The organism is Aquimarina sp. KJ22-3 (assembly GCF_055808215.1).
In genome coordinates this window covers 1,521,654-1,546,356 of record NZ_CM147859.1, presented here as the reverse complement: position 1 = coordinate 1,546,356, position 24,703 = coordinate 1,521,654, and the positions used below count along the sequence as shown (strand labels likewise).

Sequence of the window (24,703 nt, the reverse complement as noted above, 5' to 3'; positions counted from 1 at the left end):
ATTATTATCTATTTATATATAAGTATCCTGCTCTTGATCTGGTAATACCTTCAGAATCTTCGAACCTTAAAACATAGTAATATGTTCCCACAGGTAACTCTCTATTCTTACTTATTGTGGTTCTACCTTCACTAATTCCAACAAAGAATCTCACTCCCGGTTGTTCGTATCCATCCTGATCAAAAACCTTCACTCCCCAACGGTTGAATATCTGGAGATTATTTCTTGGGAAATTCTGCAATCCAACAATTCTGAATTCATCATTGATTCCATCTCCATTAGGACTCAATCCCGTGAAAATTTCTATTTCAGAATCTCGAATATCTAAAATGGTAATGGTTACATCTTCAAAATCACCATCATTATCAAGATCTACATTGATATCCTCTAAAGGATCATCTGAGAGATCTGTGATATCTTCTCCGTTAGGATCTTGCCCTGTTACAGTAGCTTGGTTCTCCACTCTTCCAGCAAATATATCATCTTCGGTAAGAGTGTACACTGCAGTAAAACTACTTTCATCAGTTTCCCCTACTAACAGATCAATTGGTCCACCATTAATTACAATACCAGGTAAAGGATCTGATAAAGTAATATTAGTTATATCTACATTACCTGTATTGGTAACTGTGAACGTATATTGAATTTCATCTCCTGTATTAAGCAATCCATCATTATTGGTATCTACATATATCCCTAGCTTAGTCAATGCCAAATTAGGCAATTGTTCTATTTGAGTAATTGTAGGGTCGTTTGTTGGATCACCGTCTCCATCTTCATCTACTAATTCATCTCCACTATCAGAAATATCCATTACATCGTTTCCTATTGGATCTTGTCCAATAACAGTAGCACTATTCATTACTTCACCAAGATTGATATCGGCTTGGGTAAGTACGTATGTAGCAGAAGCTGTCCCTTCTTCTCCCGGTGCTAATGTCGACGGATTAATCGCTAAATTCACGCTTCCAGTTAATGGATCATCTACCATTATATTATCAATTACGGTATTTCCAGTATTTGTCACCGTAAATGTATAGGTGATTTCATCTCCAACTTGTGCACCGTTTACTTCTGCAATTTTTACTAAAACTAATGACGGAGCAGGAGCTTCAATTACTGTTGCCGTAACCGTTGCTGTAGAACAACTTGGTGGCGTATCATCATCACAAAGGGTATACGTAAACGTATCATCTCCTAAAAACCCTGGTGGTGGAGTGTAGGTAAACGTTCCATCTCCATTATTTACTACCGTACCTCCATTGGTACTGGTAGCGTCAAATGCAGTTATTGTAGCATCATCAACAACAGTATCATTATCCAACACATTACCTGTAGTTACCGGAGTATCTTCAATTGTAGTAACCGTATCATCCACAGCAATTGGATCTCCTTCATCTGTTACAGTTACCGTTACTGTTGCTGTAGAACAACTTGGTGGTGTATCATCATCACAAAGCGTATACGTAAATGTATCATCTCCAACAAATCCAACTGGTGGTGTATAGGTAAATGTACCATCTCCATTATTCACTACCGTACCTCCATTGGTACTAGTAGCGTCGAATGCAGTTATTGTAGCATCATCTATAACTGTATCATTATCCAACACATTACCTGTAGTTACCGGAGTATCTTCGATTGTAGTAAATGTATCGTCTACAGCTACTGGATCTCCTTCATCTGTTACAGTAACTGTAACTGTCGCTGTAGAACAGCTTGCTGGTGTATCATCATCACAAAGCGTATACGTAAACGTATCATCTCCAACAAATCCAACTGGTGGTGTATAGGTAAATGTACCATCTCCATTATTCACTACCGCACCTCCATTGGTACTGATAGCATCGAATGCAGTAATTGTGGCATTATCTATAACTGTATCGTTTGTTAATACATTACCTGTAGTAACTGGAGTATCTTCCGTTGTAGTAGCAGTATCATTTACCGCTAACGGATCACCCGTATCATTTACAGTTACATTAACGGTTGCTGTAGCCGTACTACCATCCACATCAGTAATCGTATATGTAAAGCTATCTGTACCACTAAATCCAACATTTGGAACATATTCGAAGACACCATCGCTAACTTCTACAACTGTACCATTAGTAGGACCTGTTGCTATAGCAAAGTCATCACCATCTCCTCCATCACCGCCAATATTATCATTGGTCGATACATCTATCTGATTCGCTACGCCTGCTGTACTATCTTCATCTACTGTCAAATTATCATCTGTAGCTGTTGGAGTATCATCTACTGGAGTGACATCGAAGGTAACCGTAGCACTAGACGTATCTCCATCAGCATCTTCAATCTCATAGGTGATTGTTACCGGACCATTATAGTCTAAGGCTGGAGTAAAGTCGATCGTATCATCGGTCGGATCGTTTGGTGTACCTCCATTGTTCACTACTGCAGTTCCTACTGCGGCTGGGATGGCAGTCACATTGATCGTTCCGGTACTTGGACCATCTCCTCCAAAGCTATCGTTGCCTAATACTGCAATGTTGGTCGTTCCACTATCTTCTGCTACATCAGAAGGAGTATCATTTACTGCCGTTGGGGTATCGTCTACTGGGGTTACATCGAAAGTAACCGTAGCACTAGACGTATCTCCGTCAGCATCTTCGATCTCATAGGTGATCGTTACCGGACCATTATAGTCTAAGGCTGGTGTAAAGTCAATCGTATCATCTGTCGGATCATTTGGTGTACCTCCATTGTTCACTACTGCAGTTCCTACTGCAGCTGGAATGGCAGTTACATTGATCGTTCCGGTACTTGGACCGTCTCCTCCAAAGCTATCGTTTCCTAATACCGCTATGTTAGTCGTTCCACTATCTTCTGCTACATCAGCAGGTGTATCATTAGTAGCCGTTGGCGTATCATCTACTGGAGTGACATCAAAAGTAACCGTTGCTGTATCGGTATCTCCGTCAGCATCTTCGATCTCATAGGTGATCGTTACCGGACCATTATAGTCTAAGGCTGGTGTAAAGTCAATCGTATCATCCGTCGGATCATTTGGTGTACCTCCATTATTGACTACTGCAGTTCCTACTGCGGCTGGGATGGCAGTCACATTGATCGTTCCGGTACTTGGACCGTCTCCTCCAAAGCTATCGTTTCCTAATACCGCTATGTTAGTCGTTCCACTATCTTCTGCTACATCAGCAGGTGTATCATTAGTAGCCGTTGGCGTATCATCTACTGGAGTTACATCAAAAGTAACTGTAGCACTAGACGTATCTCCATCAGCATCTTCGATCTCATAGGTGATTGTTACCGGACCATTATAGTCTAAGGCTGGAGTAAAGTCAATCGTATCATCTGTTGGATCATTTGGTGTACCTCCATTGTTTACTACTGCAGTTCCTACCGCAGCTGGAATGGCAGTTACATTAATCGTTCCGGTACTTGGACCGTCTCCTCCAAAGCTATCGTTTCCTAATACCGCTATGTTGGTCGTTCCACTATCTTCTGCGACATCTGCAGGTGTATCATTTACTGCCGTTGGAGTATCGTCTACTGGAGTTACATCGAAAGTAACCGTTGCGGTGTCCGTATCTCCGTCAGCATCTTCGATCTCATAGGTGATTGTTACCGGACCATTATAGTCTAAGGCCGGTGTAAAGTCAATCGTATCATCGGTCGGATCATTTGGTGTACCTCCATTGTTTACAACTGCAGTTCCTACTGCGGCAGGAATGGCAGTTACATTGATCGTTCCGGTACTTGGACCGTCTCCTCCAAAGCTATCGTTGCCTAATACTGCTATGTTGGTCGTTCCACTATCTTCTGCTACATCAGCAGGTGTATCATTAGTAGCCGTTGGGGTATCATCTACTGGAGTGACATCGAAAGTAACCGTAGCACTAGACGTATCTCCATCAGCATCTTCGATCTCATAGGTAATTGTTACCGGACCATTATAGTCTAAGGCTGGAGTAAAGTCAATCGTATCATCCGTCGGATCGTTTGGTGTACCTCCATTGTTTACTACTGCAGTTCCTACCGCAGCTGGGATGGCAGTCACATTGATCGTGCCGGTACTTGGACCGTCTCCTCCAAAGCTATCGTTTCCTAATACGGCAATGTTGGTTGTTCCACTATCTTCTGCGACATCTGCAGGAGTATCATTGACTGCCGTTGGGGTATCATCTACTGGAGTTACATCAAAAGTAACTGTAGCACTAGACGTATCTCCATCAGCATCTTCGATCTCATAGGTAATTGTTACCGGACCATTATAGTCTAAGGCCGGTGTAAAGTCAATCGTATCATCGGTCGGATCGTTTGGTGTACCTCCATTGTTCACTACTGCAGTTCCTACCGCAGCAGGGATGGCAGTTACATTGATGGTTCCTGTACTTGGACCGTCTCCTCCAAAGCTATCGTTTCCTAATACTGCTATGTTGGTTGTTCCACTATCTTCTGCGACATCTGCAGGAGTATCATTTACTGCCGTTGGAGTATCGTCTACTGGAGTGACATCGAAGGTAACCGTAGCACTAGACGTATCTCCATCAGCATCTTCGATCTCATAGGTGATTGTTACCGGACCATTATAGTCTAAGGCTGGTGTAAAGTCAATCGTATCATCGGTCGGATCGTTTGGTGTACCTCCATTATTGACAACTGCAGTTCCTACTGCGGCTGGGATGGCAGTCACATTGATCGTTCCGGTACTTGGACCATCTCCTCCAAAGCTATCGTTTCCTAATACTGCAATGTTGGTCGTTCCACTATCTTCTGCTACATCAGAAGGAGTATCATTTACTGCCGTTGGGGTATCGTCTACTGGGGTTACATCGAAAGTAACCGTAGCACTAGACGTATCTCCGTCAGCATCTTCGATCTCATAGGTGATCGTTACCGGACCATTATAGTCTAAGGCTGGTGTAAAGTCAATCGTATCATCTGTCGGATCATTTGGTGTACCTCCATTGTTCACTACTGCAGTTCCTACTGCAGCTGGAATGGCAGTTACATTGATCGTTCCGGTACTTGGACCGTCTCCTCCAAAGCTATCGTTTCCTAATACCGCTATGTTAGTCGTTCCACTATCTTCTGCTACATCAGCAGGTGTATCATTAGTAGCCGTTGGCGTATCATCTACTGGAGTGACATCAAAAGTAACCGTTGCTGTATCGGTATCTCCGTCAGCATCTTCGATCTCATAGGTGATCGTTACCGGACCATTATAGTCTAAGGCTGGTGTAAAGTCAATCGTATCATCCGTCGGATCATTTGGTGTACCTCCATTATTGACTACTGCAGTTCCTACTGCGGCTGGGATGGCAGTCACATTGATCGTTCCGGTACTTGGACCGTCTCCTCCAAAGCTATCGTTTCCTAATACCGCTATGTTAGTCGTTCCACTATCTTCTGCTACATCAGCAGGTGTATCATTAGTAGCCGTTGGCGTATCATCTACTGGAGTTACATCAAAAGTAACTGTAGCACTAGACGTATCTCCATCAGCATCTTCGATCTCATAGGTGATTGTTACCGGACCATTATAGTCTAAGGCCGGTGTAAAGTCAATCGTATCATCGGTCGGATCGTTTGGTGTACCTCCATTATTGACAACTGCAGTTCCTACTGCGGCTGGGATGGCAGTCACATTGATCGTTCCGGTACTTGGACCATCTCCTCCAAAGCTATCGTTTCCTAATACTGCAATGTTGGTCGTTCCACTATCTTCTGCTACATCAGAAGGAGTATCATTTACTGCCGTTGGGGTATCGTCTACTGGGGTTACATCGAAAGTAACCGTAGCACTAGACGTATCTCCGTCAGCATCTTCGATCTCATAGGTGATCGTTACCGGACCATTATAGTCTAAGGCTGGTGTAAAGTCAATCGTATCATCTGTCGGATCATTTGGTGTACCTCCATTGTTCACTACTGCAGTTCCTACTGCAGCTGGGATGGCAGTTACATTGATCGTTCCGGTACTTGGACCGTCTCCTCCAAAGCTATCGTTTCCTAATACCGCTATGTTAGTCGTTCCACTATCTTCTGCTACATCAGCAGGTGTATCATTAGTAGCCGTTGGCGTATCATCTACTGGAGTGACATCAAAAGTAACCGTTGCTGTATCGGTATCTCCGTCAGCATCTTCGATCTCATAGGTGATCGTTACCGGACCATTATAGTCTAAGGCTGGTGTAAAGTCAATCGTATCATCCGTCGGATCATTTGGTGTACCTCCATTATTGACTACTGCAGTTCCTACTGCGGCTGGGATGGCAGTCACATTGATCGTTCCGGTACTTGGACCGTCTCCTCCAAAGCTATCGTTTCCTAATACCGCTATGTTAGTCGTTCCACTATCTTCTGCTACATCAGCAGGTGTATCATTAGTAGCCGTTGGCGTATCATCTACTGGAGTTACATCAAAAGTAACTGTAGCACTAGACGTATCTCCATCAGCATCTTCGATCTCATAGGTGATTGTTACCGGACCATTATAGTCTAAGGCCGGTGTAAAGTCAATCGTATCATCGGTCGGATCGTTTGGTGTACCTCCATTGTTCACTACTGCAGTTCCTACCGCAGCAGGGATGGCAGTTACATTGATCGTTCCGGTACTTGGACCATCTCCTCCAAAGCTATCGTTTCCTAATACCGCTATGTTAGTCGTTCCACTATCTTCTGCTACATCAGCAGGTGTATCATTAGTAGCCGTTGGCGTATCATCTACTGGAGTGACATCAAAAGTAACCGTTGCTGTATCGGTATCTCCGTCAGCATCTTCGATCTCATAGGTGATCGTTACCGGACCATTATAGTCTAAGGCTGGTGTAAAGTCAATCGTATCATCCGTCGGATCATTTGGTGTACCTCCATTATTGACTACTGCAGTTCCTACTGCGGCTGGGATGGCAGTCACATTGATCGTTCCGGTACTTGGACCGTCTCCTCCAAAGCTATCGTTTCCTAATACCGCTATGTTAGTCGTTCCACTATCTTCTGCTACATCAGCAGGTGTATCATTAGTAGCCGTTGGCGTATCATCTACTGGAGTTACATCAAAAGTAACTGTAGCACTAGACGTATCTCCATCAGCATCTTCGATCTCATAGGTGATTGTTACCGGACCATTATAGTCTAAGGCCGGTGTAAAGTCAATCGTATCATCGGTCGGATCGTTTGGTGTACCTCCATTGTTCACTACTGCAGTTCCTACCGCAGCAGGGATGGCAGTTACATTGATCGTTCCGGTACTTGGACCATCTCCTCCAAAGCTATCGTTTCCTAATACTGCTATGTTGGTTGTTCCACTATCTTCTGCGACATCTGCAGGGGTATCATTTACTGCCGTTGGGGTATCGTCTACCGGAGTGACATCAAAAGTAACGGTAGCCGTATCTGTATCTCCATCAGCATCTTCGATCTCATAGGTAATTGTTACCGGACCATTATAGTCTAAGGCTGGAGTAAAGTCGATCGTATCATCGGTCGGATCGTTTGGTGTACCTCCATTGTTCACTACTGCAGTTCCTACCGCAGCTGGAATGGCAGTTACATTGATCGTTCCGGTACTTGGACCATCTCCTCCAAAGCTATCGTTTCCTAATACTGCTATGTTGGTCGTTCCACTATCTTCTGCGACATCTGCAGGAGTATCATTTACTGCCGTTGGAGTATCATCTACTGGGGTTACATCAAAAGTAACCGTTGCGGTGTCCGTATCTCCATCAGCATCTTCGATCTCATAGGTGATTGTTACCGGACCATTATAGTCTAAGGCTGGAGTAAAGTCAATCGTATCATCTGTCGGATCGTTTGGTGTACCTCCATTGTTTACTACTGCAGTTCCTACTGCAGCTGGGATGGCAGTCACATTAATCGTTCCGGTACTTGGACCATCTCCTCCAAAGCTATCGTTTCCTAATACTGCTATGTTGGTCGTTCCACTATCTTCTGCGACATCTGCAGGGGTATCATTTACTGCCGTTGGGGTATCGTCTACCGGAGTGACATCAAAAGTAACCGTAGCCGTATCCGTATCTCCATCAGCATCTTCAATCTCATAGGTAATTGTTACCGGACCATTATAGTCTAAGGCTGGAGTAAAGTCAATCGTATCATCGGTCGGATCGTTTGGTGTACCTCCATTGTTTACTACTGCAGTTCCTACTGCGGCTGGGATGGCCGTTACATTGATCGTTCCGGTACTTGGACCGTCTCCTCCAAAGCTATCGTTGCCTAATACTGCTATGTTGGTCGTTCCACTATCTTCTGCGACATCTGCAGGAGTATCATTAGTAGCTGTTGGCGTATCATCTACTGGGGTTACATCAAAAGTAACCGTAGCCGTATCGGTATCTCCATCAGCATCTTCAATCTCATAGGTGATCGTTACCGGACCATTATAGTCTAAGGCCGGTGTAAAGTCAATCGTATCATCGGTCGGATCGTTTGGTGTACCTCCATTGTTCACTACTGCAGTTCCTACTGCGGCAGGAATGGCAGTCACATTGATCGTTCCGGTACTTGGACCATCACCTCCAAAGCTATCGTTGCCTAATACCGCTATGTTAGTCGTTCCACTATCTTCTGCGACATCTGCAGGGGTATCATTTACTGCCGTTGGCGTATCATCTACTGGGGTTACATCAAAAGTAACCGTAGCCGTATCTGTATCTCCATCAGCATCTTCAATCTCATAGGTGATCGTTACCGGACCATTATAGTCTAAGGCTGGAGTAAAGTCAATCGTATCATCAGTCGGATCGTTTGGTGTACCTCCATTGTTCACTACTGCAGTTCCTACTGCGGCTGGGATGGCAGTCACATTGATCGTTCCGGTACTTGGACCATCGCCTCCAAAGCTATCGTTTCCTAATACCGCTATGTTGGTTGTTCCACTATCTTCTGCTACATCAGAAGGAGTATCATTAGTAGCTGTTGGCGTATCGTCTACTGGGGTTACATCGAAAGTAACCGTAGCCGTATCTGTATCTCCATCAGCATCTTCGATCTCATAGGTAATTGTTACCGGACCATTATAGTCTAAGGCTGGAGTAAAGTCAATCGTATCATCGGTCGGATCGTTTGGTGTACCTCCATTGTTTACTACTGCAGTTCCTACCGCAGCAGGGATGGCAGTTACATTGATCGTTCCGGTACTTGGACCATCTCCTCCAAAGCTATCGTTTCCTAATACCGCAATGTTGGTCGTTCCACTATCTTCTGCTACATCAGCAGGAGTATCATTAGTAGCCGTTGGCGTATCGTCTACTGGAGTTACATCAAAAGTAACGGTAGCCGTATCGGTATCTCCATCAGCATCTTCGATCTCATAGGTGATTGTTACCGGACCATTATAGTCTAAGGCTGGGGTAAAGTCAATCGTATCATCGGTCGGATCATTTGGTGTACCTCCATTGTTTACTACTGCAGTTCCTACTGCGGCAGGGATGGCAGTCACATTGATCGTGCCGGTACTTGGACCATCTCCTCCAAAGCTATCGTTTCCTAATACCGCAATGTTGGTCGTTCCACTATCTTCTGCTACATCAGCAGGTGTATCATTAGTAGCCGTTGGCGTATCGTCTACTGGAGTGACATCAAAAGTAACGGTAGCCGTATCGGTATCTCCATCAGCATCTTCGATCTCATAGGTGATTGTTACCGGACCATTATAGTCTAAGGCCGGTGTAAAGTCAATCGTATCATCAGTCGGATCGTTTGGTGTACCTCCATTGTTCACTACTGCAGTTCCTACCGCAGCTGGAATGGCAGTTACATTGATCGTGCCGGTACTTGGACCGTCACCTCCAAAGCTATCGTTGCCTAATACTGCTATGTTGGTCGTTCCACTATCTTCTGCGACATCTGCAGGTGTATCATTTACTGCCGTTGGAGTATCATCTACTGGAGTGACATCAAAAGTAACCGTAGCGGTGTCCGTATCTCCATCAGCATCTTCAATCTCATAGGTGATTGTTACCGGACCATTATAGTCTAAGGCCGGTGTAAAGTCAATCGTATCATCTGTCGGATCGTTTGGTGTACCTCCATTGTTCACTACTGCAGTTCCTACTGCAGCTGGGATGGCAGTTACATTGATCGTTCCGGTACTTGGACCGTCTCCTCCAAAGCTATCGTTTCCTAATACTGCAATGTTGGTCGTTCCACTATCTTCTGCGACATCTGCAGGGGTATCATTTACTGCCGTTGGAGTATCGTCTACTGGAGTGACATCAAAAGTAACGGTAGCCGTATCTGTATCTCCGTCAGCATCTTCAATCTCATAGGTGATCGTTACCGGACCATTATAGTCTAAGGCCGGTGTAAAGTCAATCGTATCATCCGTCGGATCGTTTGGTGTACCTCCATTATTGACAACAGCAGTTCCTACTGCGGCTGGGATGGCAGTTACATTGATCGTTCCGGTACTTGGACCATCTCCTCCAAAGCTATCGTTTCCTAATACCGCTATGTTGGTCGTTCCACTATCTTCTGCGACATCTGCAGGGGTATCATTTACTGCCGTTGGAGTATCGTCTACTGGAGTGACATCGAAAGTAACCGTTGCGGTGTCCGTATCTCCATCAGCATCTTCAATCTCATAGGTGATTGTTACCGGACCATTATAGTCTAAGGCCGGTGTAAAGTCAATCGTATCATCGGTCGGATCGTTTGGTGTACCTCCATTGTTCACTACTGCAGTTCCTACCGCAGCTGGGATGGCAGTCACATTGATCGTGCCGGTACTTGGACCATCTCCTCCAAAGCTATCGTTGCCTAATACCGCTATGTTGGTCGTTCCACTATCTTCTGCGACATCGGCAGGAGTATCATTTACTGCCGTTGGAGTATCGTCTACTGGAGTGACATCGAAAGTAACCGTTGCGGTGTCCGTATCTCCGTCAGCATCTTCGATCTCATAGGTGATTGTTACCGGACCATTATAGTCTAAGGCTGGAGTAAAGTCAATCGTATCATCGGTCGGATCGTTTGGTGTACCTCCATTGTTTACTACTGCAGTTCCTACTGCGGCTGGGATGGCCGTTACATTGATCGTTCCGGTACTTGGACCGTCTCCTCCAAAGCTATCGTTTCCTAATACTGCTATGTTAGTCGTTCCACTATCTTCTGCGACATCTGCAGGGGTATCATTTACTGCCGTTGGGGTATCGTCTACTGGGGTGACATCAAAAGTAACCGTAGCACTAGACGTATCTCCATCAGCATCTTCAATCTCATAGGTGATCGTTACCGGACCATTATAGTCTAAGGCCGGTGTAAAGTCAATCGTATCATCGGTTGGATCGTTTGGTGTACCTCCATTGTTTACTACTGCAGTTCCTACTGCGGCTGGGATGGCAGTCACATTAATCGTTCCGGTACTTGGACCATCTCCTCCAAAGCTATCGTTGCCTAATACTGCTATGTTGGTCGTTCCACTATCTTCTGCTACATCTGCAGGTGTATCATTCACTGCTACAGGCACACAAGCACTTATAGCATTATTTGTTACTGCTGCAGCCGTAGCTTGTGGACTCCCCGAAATGGTAGGAACACCACTTCCGTTAACCCCTGCTGCAGAGTTTGCCAAGTTATCAGCTCCAGTCAGGTTTGCGGCTACAAAACTTCCTCCTCCTTCTATAGCATCCGGACAACCATCATTATCACTATCTACTTCTAAGTAATCTGGAATATTATCATTATCACTATCTAAAGCCGTACAATATGAAAAATTGTACACTTCAATGGTATTATTATTGCTATCAACATCTGCCTTACCAGATACAACCACTAATCTTTTCACAGCCTGATGTACCGAAATACTAACTGCCTCATTAACATAATTTGCTGTCACAAAACTTTGAAGCGTACCAATATAGGTAAATCCGTTTCCTACTGCACTCACACTTCCTACAGTGGTAAAATTGGCAGTGGTAAGGGGAATAGGATTGTTATTCACATCGAAGGCTGTAAAGACTAAACGATCGTCGAAATCTAATCCTCCAAACGTAATATTATTAATTCTTGATTCTTGGTCAAAGACAAATTCGTAGGTTGCAGATCCTGAACCATCTCCAACATTATTAGGTTGTAATAAAAGCGTATTTGCTCCTACCTCTCCTCCTTCATCAGCAATTTCGATACCTCTATTCCAGGTAGCTGTACCACTTAATGTATAATTTAAATCTATACTATTACCAGCATTTGCAGCCAAATCTGCAAGCGTACCGGTATTTCCTGTTTGTAAATTGGTTACCGGATTGTATGGCAAACTATTTACTTCAACATTGGTTGCGCAAATAATTTCATTCGTATCTAAAATTCCGTCATTATCATTATCCAAATCACAATTATCTGGCACATCATCATTATCGTTATCCAAATTGTCGTCAAATCCAGGACAAACATCAGAAGTATCTGGAACTCCATCATTATCGGCATCATTATCACAAACATCTCCAATACCATCAAAATCAGCATCTTCCTGGCCAGGATTAGGTGTATTGACACAATTATCAGTTTCATCCAGAATACCATCATTATCTGTGTCAGACAGACAATTTCCGAAGAATACAATCTGCTGAGAGAAGTTAAATCCTTGAGTGACTCCTGTAGAAGTACATGATGTAGGGAAAGGAATATTTTGAAAAACCGGTGCTACTGTAGAGCTTACCGTATCGGGATTGCTAACAAAGTTTAATGCACTAAAGCCACTTGCCGATATATATAAATTATCGTCCGGTCCAAGTTGCACCCCTGAAACTACATTACTTCCGTTTAATGCAGTAGAAATTGTTTCACCAATTACGTGAACGAATAATAAACCGTTCCAACCTGTAAATTGACCATCGAAGGTAGCTGTAGTTTGGTGTCCAAAAAACAATCTTGATCCGTCAGGAGAAAACTCCACACTATAACCTGTTTCTGTATCGTCGGTAGCAGAAATGGGCACTTTTGTCCATGCACCTATCGCACCTGTAGAGGAATCCCAATTTGCATAATATACCCCACCATCAATGGTGGTAAATCCACCTTCAATTGCAATAGCTATACGATCATTTTGGGGAGAAAAGCGTATAGATCCTCTTTCCCCTGGTCTTGGTAGGTTTTGTGGCAGAGCTATCGTCAAATCCGGATTATTCCCTCTTGCTGGAGTTAGTGGATTGTCAGCATCTACCTCCCATAAATTTAATGTAGCCGCACAATCAGCAGTACAAGTGTTATCATCTACAGAAATAGCAGCTATCCAAGCACCACAGGCGCTTCCATTATTAGTCCCATAAATAGCTTCAGAGTTATCACTAAGTAATAGATTATTACTACTAATTACCGTTTGAGAAGGTACATCTACTACAGAGTAGAAAGCGGTACCATTTCGATCTTCATCTCTACCATTACTATGAATAATATAAATCTGATCAGCATTAGTACCTGGAACCGGCATTACAGAGGCCATCTGTGTACGAGTTCCGTTGGTGTTAAGTCCTGTACCATTAGTATATAAATTCCCCAGGTTATCTCTTACCGTACCATCGTCTACATAGAATATGAGATTACCAGTTGAGGGATCACTCCATGTTGCGGTAGCCTCGAAAGCTCCATCTGAAGTTAACCCACAACTTATGGTAGGTGTAGCTGTTCTAAAGTCAACAAGATATCCTCTACCATTCCACCAATTAGCATCTACAGTTTGTGCAAACGATGCCGGTGAAAGAAATAGGGAAAAAACGAAGAATACATATAACCTAAGCAGGTTATTTCGCTTTAATCGGTTAGAATCAAAATGTAAGGCATGCACAATATTGGCATACCCATAGACTTGGGTAATTTTTTTCATATGACGATGTGTTTACTACCTCATCCATAAAAAACACAAAAAGGAGATTGCCTTTTACGGACTATTATTAAAACTTATCAAGCTATTCTACACAAATAAAATACGGTAAAACCGTAATTATCTAGTCGTAAAAATAGTTAATTTCTTAATGCAATCTAAACAATAAGCAAACTTTTCATGCTTATTTATCGATAAAGTGCGCATATTTACCGACAAAACAACACTATTTGCTGTCAAACAACATATAATCTAGGGGAAACCGTTTAGAAAACTCGACTAACCCAATATCAGCATCGACAGTAATGTTTCTTTTACTACTTACTACATTATCAAAGGTTAGGAGACACAAAAGTTGTGTTTAAATTTAATATTTTAACATTTGAAAACACGGATTTTCCCAATAAAATCGACGAAATACACTCGGGAACGACAAAAAACACTTTCTTGTTAAAAAATGCGGTTCCCTTTCCAGACATTATAAATGATTTGATTAATCTATTCTATACATCATTGAACATTTAAGTGTTATATTTGCCACCACATTTGATAGATTTATGAAATTCTTAGAAGAAATCAACAGAAGAAGAACCTTCGGTATTATATCTCACCCGGATGCAGGAAAAACCACACTTACCGAAAAGTTACTTCTTTTTGGAGGGGCTATCCAGGAAGCCGGTGCTGTAAAATCGAATAAAATAAAAAAAGGAGCTACTAGTGATTTTATGGAAATCGAACGTCAACGTGGGATTTCCGTAGCAACTTCTGTTTTAGCTTTTGAATATAAAGACATCAAAATCAACATTCTAGACACACCAGGTCACAAAGATTTTGCCGAAGACACCTTCAGAACACTGACAGCAGTAGACAGTGTAATTGTTGTTATTGACGTCGCAAAAGGGGTTGAGGAACAAACTGAAAAACTGGTATCTGTATGTAGAATGCGAAACATCCCAATGATCGTTTTTATCAATAAATTAGATCGTGAAGGTAAAGATGCTTTCGAACTTCTGGATGAGATCGAACAGAAATTAGGACTCACGGTTACTCCTTTAAGCTTTCCTATAGGAATGGGATACGATTTTAAAGGAATCTATAATATTTGGGAAAAGAACATTAATCTTTTTAGTGGAGACAACAGAAAAAATATAGAAGAGACTATTGAAGTGTCTGATCTACAATCTGAAGAATTGGACGAGCTAGTAGGAGAAAATTCTGCTAATCAATTAAGAGAAGAATTAGAATTAGTAGAAGGGATATATCCAACATTTGAAAAAGAAGCTTATCAAAACGGATCTTTACAACCCGTATTTTTTGGATCGGCCTTGAACAATTTTGGAGTTCGTGAGCTTTTAGACTGTTTTGTTTCCATTGCTCCTCCTCCAAAACCCAAAGAAAGCGATGTTCGGTTGGTAAAACCTGAAGAAGAGAACTTTACCGGTTTTGTTTTTAAAATACATGCTAATATGGATCCAAAACACAGGGATCGATTAGCCTTTGTGAAAATTGTTTCAGGGACTTTTGAGAGAAATGTTCCTTATCTGCATACCAGACATAATAAAAAACTAAAATTTTCTAGTCCAAACGCCTTTTTCGCTGAGAAAAAAGAAATTGTTGATATCTCTTATCCAGGAGATATTGTTGGACTTCATGACACAGGTAACTTCAAAATTGGTGATACCCTTACCAAAGGAGAAGTATTACATTATAAAGGTATTCCTAGTTTTTCTCCAGAGCACTTTAGATACATCAATAATGCAGATCCAATGAAATCTAAACAATTGGCTAAAGGTATTGATCAGTTGATGGACGAAGGAGTAGCCCAGTTATTTACTTTAGAAATCAATGGAAGAAAAGTTATTGGTACTGTAGGAGCTTTACAATATGAAGTAATTCAATACCGATTAGAACATGAATACGGTGCTAAATGTACCTATGAAAATCTAAATGTACATAAAGCCTGCTGGGTAGATCCAGAAGATCAGGATAATGAAGAGTTCAAAGAATTTAAAAGAGTAAAGAGCAAATTCTTGGCTAAAGACAAACAAGGGCAATTGGTCTTTTTTGCAGATTCTTCCTTTAGTTTGCAAATGACCCAACAAAAGTACCCTTCTATACAATTTCATTTCACATCGGAATTTTAAAGCGTTTTAAAGGGTTAAAAAACACTAGCACATAACAATGTGTGCAAAAAACAAAAAATCCGCTCAGAGATTAATTCTGTGAGCGGATTTTTATTTAAGTATAAGGTATTATTATTTCTTAATCAAAAACTATCAAAACTACTGATCGTTAAGCCTCTCCTGTAGGACCAAAGTTCATTGGGATGGGAGGTTGTTCATAATCCTTAATTTCTCCATGAGCAGATTCGAATCTACTTACATTATCATTAAGTGCTTTTAGCAATCTTTTTGCATGTTGTGGAGTTAAGATAATTCTGCTTTTGACTTTGCTTTTTGGACGACCAGGCATAATATTTACAAAATCAATAACGAATTCTGAAACCGAATGATTGATAATTGCAAGGTTACTATAAGTTCCGTCTGCAACTGCTTCATCTAATTCTATATTCAATTGATTTTGATTGAGGTTTTTATTATCTGCCATGTTTACTTATTATATAAAAAAAGCCTGTCGCAGTGCGACAGGCTTTTAAGAATTAATTATAATTAACTTCTTGTCTTTGTTCCATTCGATCTTCGAATTCTTCTTTAGAACCTACAATGATACTCTCATAGCTTCTCATACCTGTACCTGCCGGAATTCTATGCCCAACAATTACATTTTCTTTAAGACCTTCGAGTGTATCTACTTTACCGCTTACCGCAGCTTCGTTTAATACTTTTGTAGTTTCCTGGAATGACGCTGCAGAGATGAACGATTTAGTTTGAAGCGATGCTCTTGTAATACCCTGAAGTATTGGAGTCGCAGTTGCAGGAGAAGCATCTCTTGCTGTTACTAAGTTTTTATCTTCTCTACGCAGTACAGAATTCTCATCTCTTAAATCTCTTGGTGAAACGATCTGACCTGCTTTCAAGGTTTCACTATCTCCAGCATCTTCAACCACTTTCATTCCGAAAATTGCATCATTTTCTTCAATGAAATCTGATTTATGTACCAATTGATTTTCTAGGAAAATAGTATCTCCCGGATCCTGAATTCTTACTTTACGCATCATTTGTCGTACAACCACCTCAAAGTGCTTATCATTAATCTTCACACCTTGTAGTCGATATACTTCCTGAACTTCGTTCACCAAATATTGTTGTACTGCAGAAGGCCCTTTAATCTTAAGGATATCTTCTGGAGTAACAGAACCATCTGATAATGGCATACCTGCTCTTACGAAATCATTTTCCTGAACAAGAATCTGATTAGAAAGTTTTACCAAGTATTTCTTGATCTCACCAATTCTAGATTCTACGATGATCTCACGGTTACCACGCTTGATCTTTCCGAAAGAAACAACACCATCAATTTCACTTACTACAGCTGGGTTAGATGGATTACGTGCTTCGAACAATTCGGTTACCCTTGGAAGACCTCCAGTAATATCACCAGCTTTAGCTGATTTACGAGGAATCTTAACCAAGACCTTACCTACTCCAATCTTATCATTATCATCTACCATCAAGTGTGCTCCTACTGGTAAGTTATAAGAACGAAGTACTTCGTCTCCTTTACCCATAATCAATAACGTAGGAATCTTTTTCTTATCTCTGGATTCTGAAATTACTTTTTCCTGGAAACCGGTTTGTTCATCGATCTCTACCTGATATGTAATTCCTTGTTCGATATTTTCATACTTCACCTTACCAGCGAATTCTGAAATAATCACACCGTTATAAGGATCCCACTGACATACCACCTGATCTTTTTCAATGCTATCACCATCTTGGATGAAAAGCTGAGATCCGTAAGGAATTACATTTGTACTTAATACAATCTTAGTCTTAGGATCGATCACTTTGATTTCAGAAGTACGAGAAATTACAACATCAATTTCGTTTCCTTCTGCATCTTCTCCTTTAACGGTCTTCAATTCTTCAATTTCTGCTTTACCGCTAAATTTAGATTTCAATTGGTTTTCTTCAGAAATGTTACCTGCAATACCTCCCACGTGGAACGTACGTAGTGTAAGCTGAGTACCTGGTTCACCGATTGATTGTGCAGCAACTACTCCAACAGCCTCACCTCTTTGCACTGTTTTACCAGTAGCAAGGTTACGACCGTAACATTTCACACAAATTCCTTTTTTAGCCTCACAAGTAAGTGCAGAACGAACTTCTACTGATTCTACAGGAGAATTGTCAATTCTTTTTGCAATTACTTCATCTATCTCAACTCCTGCTTCCACAAGAACTTCTTGTGTCAATGGATCAATAACATCTACTAATGCCGTTCTACCAACAATTCTATCTGCAAGAGGTTCTATAACCTCCTCATTCTTCTTCAATGCAGTTACTTCAACTCCTCGTAATGTACCACAGTCTTCAACGTTTACAATTACATCTTGCGCTACATCAACCAAACGACGTGTTAGGTATCCTGCATCAGCAGTTTTAAGAGCCGTATCTGCAAGTCCTTTACGTGCACCGTGAGTAGAAATAAAGTATTCAAGAATCGAAAGACCTTCTTTAAAGTTCGAAAGAATCGGGTTTTCAATAATCTCACCACCAGCAGAATTCGATTTTTTCGGCTTAGCCATTAATCCACGCATTCCTGTAAGCTGACGAATCTGTTCTTTAGATCCCCTCGCTCCAGAGTCAAGCATCATATACACCGAGTTAAATCCTTGCTGATCTTCTCTAATACGCTTCATCGACAATTCTGTCAATTCTGCATTGGTAGAAGTCCAAATATCAATTACCTGATTATAACGTTCGTTATTGGTAATAAGTCCCATGTTATAGTTGGCAACGATATTATCTACCTGAGAATTTGCATCCGCAATCATCGTATGCTTTTCTGCTGGAATAATAATATCTCCCAAACTAAATGAAAGACCACCCTGGAATGCCGAGTTATATCCTAATGTTTTAATTTCATCAAGGAAAGCAGCTGTTTCTGGTACGCTCGTTACTTTAAGGATGCTACCAATAATATCTCTCAAAGATTTCTTAGTCAATACCTCATTAACGTATCCTGCAGCTTCTGGTACTTTTTCATTAAATAGTACTCTACCTGTAGTCGTCTCAATCAACTGATCTACTAATTCTCCTTCGTCATTGAAATCTTTGGTTCTTACCTTGATAATGGCGTTAATGTCTAATCGCTTTTCGTTGTAAGCAATGATCACTTCCTCTGGAGAGTAGAACGTAAGTCCTTCTCCTTTGATCACCAAGTCTTCTGTTGTCTTACGCGGCTTTGTTAAATAATATAAACCAAGTACCATATCCTGAGAAGGTACGGTAATAGGAGAACCATTTGCGGGATTCAATATATTATGAGAAGCCAACATTAACAATTGCGCTTCCAAAATAGCCTCCGGCCCTAATGGAAGGTGTACCGCCATCTGGTCACCATCAAAATCCGCGTTAAATGCCGTACATACTAATGGGTGCAACTGTATTGCTTTCCCCTCAATAAGTTTTGGCTGGAACGCCTGGATTCCTAAACGGTGAAGCGTAGGAGCACGGTTCAGTAATACCGGATGTCCTTTAAGAACATTCTCTAAGATATCCCAAACAACAGGCTCTTTTCTGTCAATAATCTTTTTAGCAGACTTTACTGTTTTTACAATACCACGCTCGATTAACTTTCTAATCACAAATGGCTTGTACAGCTCAGCTGCCATATTTTTTGGAAGACCACATTCGTATAATTTCAACTCAGGTCCTACAACAATTACAGAACGAGCAGAATAGTCAACACGTTTACCAAGTAAGTTTTGACGGAAACGTCCTTGCTTACCTTTTAACGAGTCTGATAACGATTTTAATGGTCTATTAGAATCTGTTTTTACAGCAGAAGCTTTACGAGTATTATCAAATAATGAATCTACTGATTCCTGAAGCATACGCTTTTCATTACGTAAGATTACTTCAGGAGCTTTGATCTCCATCAATCTTTTTAAACGATTGTTACGGATAATTACACGACGATAAAGATCATTCAAATCTGAAGTAGCAAAACGACCACCATCTAATGGCACTAATGGACGTAATTCTGGCGGAATTACCGGTACTACTTTCAGGATCATCCATTCTGGACGATTTTCTCTATTTTTATTGGCATCACGGAACGACTCAACAACCTGAAGACGTTTTAATGCCTCAGTTTTACGTTGCTTAGAAGTTTCGTTATTTGCTTTATGTCTCAACTCATAAGAAAGTGCGTCCAAATCAATTCTTCTAAGAATTTCGATCAAGCATTCTGCACCCATCTTTGCGATGAACTTATTTGGATCTGTATCTTCTAGGTATAAGTTTTCCTGAGGAAGACTATCTAAGATATTTAGATATTCTTCTTCGGTAAGGAAATCCATTTTTTGAATAGGTTCCCCTTCTTCATTCTTGGCAATACCTGGTTGAATTACTACGTAACGTTCGTAGTAAATAATCATATCCAATTTCTTGGAAGGAAGCCCTAACAAGTATCCGATCTTATTTGGTAAAGATCTGAAATACCAGATATGAGCTACAGGAACCACCAAGTTAATGTGTCCAACACGGTCTCTACGTACTTTTTTCTCAGTTACTTCAACTCCACATCGGTCACAAACGATTCCTTTATAACGAATTCTTTTGTATTTACCACAAGCACATTCAAAGTCCTTTACTGGTCCAAAAATTCGTTCGCAAAACAAACCATCACGTTCTGGTTTGTGTGTACGATAATTGATAGTTTCAGGTTTTAAAACCTCTCCATTTGATTGCGCCAAAATAGATTCTGGAGAAGCTAAACCAATAGAGATTTTATTAAATCTCTTTACTGTATTCTTATCATTATTTCTTGCCATAATATATGGTTGCTAAAGAATTATTGTAATTTAAATTTGAATAATTAAGTGTTAAGCATCGTACCCATCAGCATCGTTCAGGGTACGATGACAAACTTATTATTCTTCTAATCTGATATCCAGACCAAGACCTTTTAATTCATGCATTAATACATTGAAAGATTCTGGTAATCCTGGCTCTGGCATAGGCTCACCTTTAACGATACTTTCGTATGTTTTGGCTCTTCCTATTACATCATCAGATTTTACGGTCAATATCTCACGAAGCGTACTTGAAGCTCCATACGCCTCAAGTGCCCATACTTCCATCTCACCAAAACGCTGACCTCCAAACTGTGCTTTACCACCAAGAGGCTGTTGTGTAATCAATGAGTAAGGACCAATAGAACGGGCGTGCATCTTATCATCTACCATGTGACCTAGTTTTAACATATAAATCACACCTACCGTTGCTGGCTGATCAAAACGATCTCCTGTACCTCCATCATACAAGTAAGTATGACCGAATCTAGGAATTCCAGCTTCATCAGTAAATCCATTAATTTGGTCTAGAGAAGCACCATCAAAAATTGGAGTAGCAAATTTTCTACCTAATTTCTGACCTGCCCATCCTAATACAGTTTCATAGATCTGACCAATGTTCATACGTGATGGTACCCCAAGTGGATTTAATACAATATCTACTGGTGTTCCATCTTCTAAGAATGGCATATCTTCTTCTCTTACGATACGTGCCACAATACCTTTGTTACCGTGACGACCTGCCATTTTATCTCCTACTTTCAGTTTACGTTTTTTAGCAATATAAACTTTAGCAAGTTTGATGATTCCAGAAGGTAATTCGTCTCCAACAGAAATTGTGAATTTCTCTCTTCTTAAATTACCTTGAAGATCATTCTCTTTAATTTTATAGTTGTGGATAAGATCTGCAACCATTCTGTTAAGATCATCATCTGTAGTCCAAGTACCTTTGGTAAGGTGTGCATAATCATCAACACTGTTAAGCATTTTTTGAGTATACTTTTTCCCTTTTGGAAGTACTTCTTCACCTAAATCATTCATCACACCTTGAGAAGTTTTACCTCCTACGATGGCGAATAATTTATCTACCAATTCAGATTTTAACAACTCGAATTTAGCGTCATAAGATCTTTCAAGGATTTCGATATCCTCTTTGTCCTGAGAGCGTTTTCTCTTATCCTTAATCGCACGAGCAAATAATTTCTTATCAATTACTACCCCGTGTAATGAAGGTGAAGCTTTTAAAGAAGCATCTTTAACATCTCCAGCCTTGTCACCAAAAATAGCACGTAGTAATTTTTCTTCTGGTGTAGGATCACTCTCTCCTTTTGGAGTAATCTTACCAATAAGAATATCACCAGGCTTAATTTCGGCACCTACTCTAATCATACCATTTTCATCAAGGTCTTTTGTAGCCTCTTCAGAAACGTTTGGTATGTCGTTTGTTAATTCCTCATTACCTAATTTAGTATCTCTTACTTCAAGAGAATACTCATCGATATGAATAGAAGTAAAGATATCATCTCTTACTACTTTTTCAGAAATCACAATCGCATCCTCAAAGTTATACCCTTTCCAAGGCATAAATGCTACTTTCATGTTTCTTCCTAGTGCAAGCTCACCATTTTCGGTAGCATACCCTTGACATAGCACCTGTCCTTTGGCAACCTTATCGCCTACTCTAACGATTGGTTTTAGGTTGATACTTGTACCTTGGTTAGTTTTTCTGAATTTAATAAGATCATAGGTCTTAGAATCTCCATCAAAACTTACCATTCTTTGTTCTTCTGTTCTATCGTATTTAATCGTAATCTTATCCGCATCAACGTACTCAACAACTCCTGCGCCTTCAGCATTGATCAATACTCTTGAATCTGAAGCTACCTGACGCTCAAGCCCTGTACCTACAATCGGAGCATCAACTCTTAATAATGGAACTGCCTGACGCATCATGTTTGATCCCATCAGTGCACGGTTCGCATCATCATGTTCCAAGAATGGAATCAACGATGCAGATATAGAAGCAATCTGGTTTGGAGCAACATCGGCATAATTTACCTGGGTAGGATCAATAACCGGGAAGTCACCTTCCATACGTGCAATAACCTTATCAGAATCTATAGTTCCATCTTCTTTTAAAGGAATGTTTGCCTGAGCGATTAGTTTTTCTTCCTCTTCTTCGGCACTTAGATATGTAAATCCTGAAAGGTCTACTCTACCCTCCTCTACCTTACGGTAAGGAGTTTCTAAGAATCCCATTGAATTTACTTTTGCAAATACCGATAAAGAAGAGATCAATCCAATATTTGGTCCTTCTGGAGTTTCGATAGGACAAAGACGACCATAGTGTGTATAATGAACGTCACGAACCTCGAAACCTGCTCTTTCTCTTGATAAACCACCAGGTCCTAATGCAGAAAGTCTACGTTTGTGTGTAATTTCTGCTAATGGATTGGTTTGATCCATAAACTGAGAAAGCTGGTTGGTACCAAAGAATGAGTTGATTACCGAAGACAATGTCTTCGCGTTAATCAAATCGATTGGTGTAAATACCTCATTATCTCTTACGTTCATTCTCTCACGAATGGTACGCGCCATACGCGCTAATCCTACACCAAACTGCTGAGATAACTGCTCACCTACAGTACGTACACGACGATTAGAAAGGTGATCAATATCATCGATCTCAGCTTTTGAGTTGATCAGCTCGATCAAATATTTGATGATGGTTATAATATCTTCTTTGGTAAGCACCTGCTTATCCATATCGATATCAAGACCTAATTTTTTATTCATTCTATATCGACCTACTTCACCAAGATTGTAACGTTGGTCAGAGAAGAATAACTTGTCAATAATTCCTCTTGCAGTTTCCTCATCAGGCGGTTCTGCATTACGTAATTGACGATATATATGTTCTACCGCTTCTTTTTCAGAGTTGGTAGGGTCCTTTTGTAATGTGTTGTGAATGATTGCATAATCACCTTTTTGATTATCCTCTTTGTGCAATAAAATAGTTTTTGCACCAGACTCGATAATTTCTTCCAGGTGATCTTTATCTAATATAGTATCACGATCTAAAACGATCTCATTACGCTCGATAGATACTACCTCTCCAGTATCTTCATCCACGAAATCTTCGTGCCAAGTATTTAAAACACGAGCAGCCAATTTACGGCCTAATACTTTTTTCAATCCGGATTTAGAAACTTTTACTTCCTCTGCAAGGTCAAAAATCTCTAAGATATCTTTATCGCGCTCAAAACCAATGGCGCGGAAAAGTGTAGTTACCGGTAATTTTTTCTTTCTATCAATATACGCATACATTACGCTATTGATATCTGTAGCAAATTCTATCCAAGACCCTTTAAAAGGAATTACTCTTGCAGAATACAGCTTGGTTCCATTAGCATGGAAAGACTGTCCAAAGAATACCCCTGGAGAACGGTGTAATTGCGATACAACAACACGCTCAGCTCCATTAATACAGAAGGTTCCACTAGGAGTCATGTAAGGAATAGTACCCAAATACACATCCTGTACAATAGTTTCAAAATCTTCATGTTCTGGGTCTGTACAGAATAATTTAAGACGTGCTTTAAGAGGTACACTATAAGTAAGACCTCTTTCTATACACTCTTGAAGATCATATCTAGGAGGATCAACGAAGTAATCTAAAAATTCAAGTACAAATTGATTACGAGTATCCGTAATCGGAAAATTTTCCATGAAGGTATTGTATAGACCTTCGTTTCCTCTTTCTTCAGATTTTGTTTCTAATTGAAAGAAATCCTGAAATGATTTGATCTGGATATCCAAAAAGTCCGGATATTCAGGTCTGTTCTTTACAGAAGAGAAATTCAATCTTTCAGTTTGCGTTGCTAACATCAATGGAC

5 protein-coding genes are annotated in these 24,703 nt (G+C 40.8%); 1 reads left to right on the top strand and 4 read right to left on the bottom strand.

The window, feature by feature from the left end:
• Positions 1-4: 4 nt before the first annotated feature.
• On the bottom strand, positions 5-13,828 hold the full coding sequence (locus AC0L3Q_RS06675; RefSeq protein WP_473285859.1) for an Ig-like domain-containing protein: 13,824 nt from the start codon (positions 13,826-13,828) through the stop codon (positions 5-7).
• A 554-nt stretch (positions 13,829-14,382) separates the two neighbouring features.
• Between AC0L3Q_RS06675 and AC0L3Q_RS06670 the strand changes: the two genes are divergently transcribed.
• A complete protein-coding gene (locus tag AC0L3Q_RS06670; RefSeq protein WP_473285858.1) occupies positions 14,383-15,969 on the top strand; it encodes a peptide chain release factor 3 in 1,587 nt (528 codons plus the stop codon).
• Between the two features lie 148 nt (positions 15,970-16,117).
• Here the strand turns inward: AC0L3Q_RS06670 and AC0L3Q_RS06665 are convergent, their stop codons facing one another.
• From AC0L3Q_RS06665 to rpoB, 3 genes are all read right to left on the bottom strand, one after another.
• On the bottom strand, positions 16,118-16,432 hold the full coding sequence (locus AC0L3Q_RS06665; protein WP_473285857.1) for a DUF3467 domain-containing protein: 315 nt from the start codon (positions 16,430-16,432) through the stop codon (positions 16,118-16,120).
• Positions 16,433-16,484: 52 nt separating this feature from the next.
• Complete coding sequence (gene rpoC, locus AC0L3Q_RS06660) at positions 16,485-20,786, bottom strand: DNA-directed RNA polymerase subunit beta' (protein WP_473285856.1); 4,302 nt, start codon at positions 20,784-20,786, stop codon at positions 16,485-16,487.
• Positions 20,787-20,885: 99 nt separating this feature from the next.
• Positions 20,886-24,695, bottom strand: coding sequence for a DNA-directed RNA polymerase subunit beta (gene rpoB / locus AC0L3Q_RS06655; protein WP_473285855.1), 3,810 nt, complete (start codon positions 24,693-24,695; stop codon positions 20,886-20,888).
• Positions 24,696-24,703 lie beyond the last annotated feature (8 nt).

What these genes read in the sequence shown, in the direction of transcription:
- AC0L3Q_RS06670 (WP_473285858.1), top strand. Translation starts at nt 14,383, where the DNA reads ATGAAATTCTTAGAAGAAATCAACAGAAGAAGAACCTTCGGTATTATA.
- rpoC (WP_473285856.1), bottom strand. Translation starts at nt 20,786, where the DNA reads ATGGCAAGAAATAATGATAAGAATACAGTAAAGAGATTTAATAAAATC.
- AC0L3Q_RS06665 (WP_473285857.1), bottom strand. Translation starts at nt 16,432, where the DNA reads ATGGCAGATAATAAAAACCTCAATCAAAATCAATTGAATATAGAATTA.
- rpoB (WP_473285855.1), bottom strand. Translation starts at nt 24,695, where the DNA reads ATGTTAGCAACGCAAACTGAAAGATTGAATTTCTCTTCTGTAAAGAAC.
- AC0L3Q_RS06675 (WP_473285859.1), bottom strand. Translation starts at nt 13,828, where the DNA reads ATGAAAAAAATTACCCAAGTCTATGGGTATGCCAATATTGTGCATGCC.